The sequence below is a fragment of the Paenibacillus hubeiensis genome, assembly GCF_032334105.1.
Classification (GTDB): Bacteria; Bacillota; Bacilli; order Paenibacillales; family Paenibacillaceae; genus Paenibacillus; species Paenibacillus hubeiensis.
In genome coordinates this window covers 1-1,935 of record NZ_JAVYAE020000041.1, presented here as the reverse complement: position 1 = coordinate 1,935, position 1,935 = coordinate 1, and the positions used below count along the sequence as shown (strand labels likewise).

Sequence of the window (1,935 nt, the reverse complement as noted above, 5' to 3'; positions counted from 1 at the left end):
AATCTGAAACAGATTGCTCCAAACTAAAGAGGCATATCCCGGTAATCTGTACAGGTTCTAGCCTTTGCTCGGGACAAGAACTTGTACCGATAAAAATAAAAAAATCGCTAATATAGCGAATTTCAATGGGAATATGTTCTTGTCCCCCGACACCAATTGTAAATAAGCGGGTCATGAGCAGACACAACGAAAGTGTAGCTTCCATCAGAATTCACTTTAGCCTGGTGGGGCGTCTCTTTACCCGTTTTTACGTTACGTTTTTTTTTCCGTTAGCGCAGCGAAAACAGCCGATATCTTTGTGACCGGCTGCCTTCGAGGAATTATTAAGCAAACGTCTCCCGTTAGTTAAATGTTCACCTATTGGAATGAATCAAGGACTTTTTATGAATGTATTAAGTTCATCCAACTTTTCTTGAGGAATATTCTTGTTAAAACACCTATTTAAACTAGAGTTTATCTTGTAAAATCATTGTTCCCCATACATGCATAGCTTCTAACACAGGCTGAAATTGTTTGCCTTGCTCAGTCAATGAATACTCTACTTTCGGGGGAACAACTTTATATACTTCTCGGTGTACGAGCTCATCTTCTTCAAGTTCGCGTAGTTGACGCGTTAAAATCCCTTTTGAAACGCCTGGTATCATACGCAGTAATTCGTTAAAACGAATCACTTCATGCTCATGCAGATGCGATAAAATAATAATTTTCCAACGTCCTGCAATCACATCTTGAGCTAATGTTAGCGGACAAATTTTTTCGATTGTATCTATTGAAACGTCTATTTGATCATACTGATGTCTAGCCATATTTCTTCCTCCAAGGTCGCATTTTTGTGACTATGTCATGAAAATGTGCGTACTTATATTAAGGTTTATAATACTTTATTATAGCGTTAAGCAATTATAAATCTAGTTATTATTGGAGGAACATCAACATGAAAATTTTTGTATCAGGCGCTACTGGACACTTAGGTGGCAAAATCGTTGAATTCTTAGCGAGAAAATTACCAACTACGGATATTATCGCGGGGACAACAAACCCTGCCTCTGAAAAAGCGTTAAGTTTAACAGCTCAAGGAATCGAAGTACGTAAAGCAGATTTTGAAGATCAAGCTTCTTTAGTAGAAGCATTTACTGGTATCAATAAAGTATTTATTGTCTCAACATTTGGTGATCTAGAATCTTACGTACGACAACAAACAAATGCTGTTGAAGCTGCAAAACAAGCAGGTGTAAAACAATTGGTGTATTCTTCCGCTCCACGTGCTGACGTAAGCCAATTCATTTTAGCAAGTCCCCACCTAGTTCGTGAAAATATTATAAAAGAATCAGGCATTCCATACGTATTCGTACGTAACAACTGGTATGTAGAAAACGAATTAGGCACTATTCAACAATGTTTAAACGGTTCACCTTGGGTAACTTCTGCTGGTGAGGGTAAAGTTGGATGGGTACTACGCGCTGATTTAGCTGAAGCAACTGCAAACGTTTTAGCTACTGATGGTCATGACAACAAAGTATATGAATTAGGTGGCGAAAACTTAACACAAGCTGATTTTGTTACAGCGTTAAACGAAGTGACGGGTAAAGAAGTTTCGGTGATGAATGTAGATGACGCCACTTACAGTGCCATGTTAGAGCAAGCTAACTTACCAGCAGAAATGATTGGAATGTTAACCATGATTCAACAAGGCATTCGCGAAGGCGGATTAGAAAACAATCTTTCAGATTTAGAAATGTTACTTGGTCGCAAACCAGCAGGTGTAAAAGAAGCACTTCAACAATTATTAGCATAAAATAATTTGTGTAGTAAGATTTTCAATGTATCCGCTCAATGTTTAGACATCTATCTAATCGGCAATCGGACTATGTTCTTGTCCATTCCGGCAATCGGTACAAGTTCTTGTCCTTAGCTTGGGACAAGAACTTGTACCGA

3 protein-coding genes are annotated in these 1,935 nt (G+C 38.3%); 1 reads left to right on the top strand and 2 read right to left on the bottom strand.

Translation table 11 applies throughout. The annotated features are described in order from the left end of the window. Both RSX24_RS32150 and RSX24_RS32145 read right to left on the bottom strand, forming a co-directional pair. A partial coding sequence (locus tag RSX24_RS32150) for a hypothetical protein (RefSeq protein WP_343262903.1) occupies window positions 1-205 on the bottom strand: 205 nt, incomplete at its 3' end. 241 nt (window positions 206-446) lie between these two features. Next, complete coding sequence (locus tag RSX24_RS32145) at window positions 447-806, bottom strand: winged helix-turn-helix transcriptional regulator (RefSeq protein ID WP_343262902.1); 360 nt, start codon at window positions 804-806, stop codon at window positions 447-449. A gap of 128 nt (window positions 807-934) precedes the next feature. Here RSX24_RS32145 and RSX24_RS32140 point away from each other — a divergent pair, with 128 nt between their 5' ends. Beyond that, window positions 935-1,795 carry an SDR family oxidoreductase gene (locus RSX24_RS32140; protein ID WP_343262901.1) on the top strand — a complete coding sequence of 287 codons (861 nt, stop codon included), beginning with the start codon at window positions 935-937 and terminating at the stop codon, window positions 1,793-1,795. Window positions 1,796-1,935 lie beyond the last annotated feature (140 nt).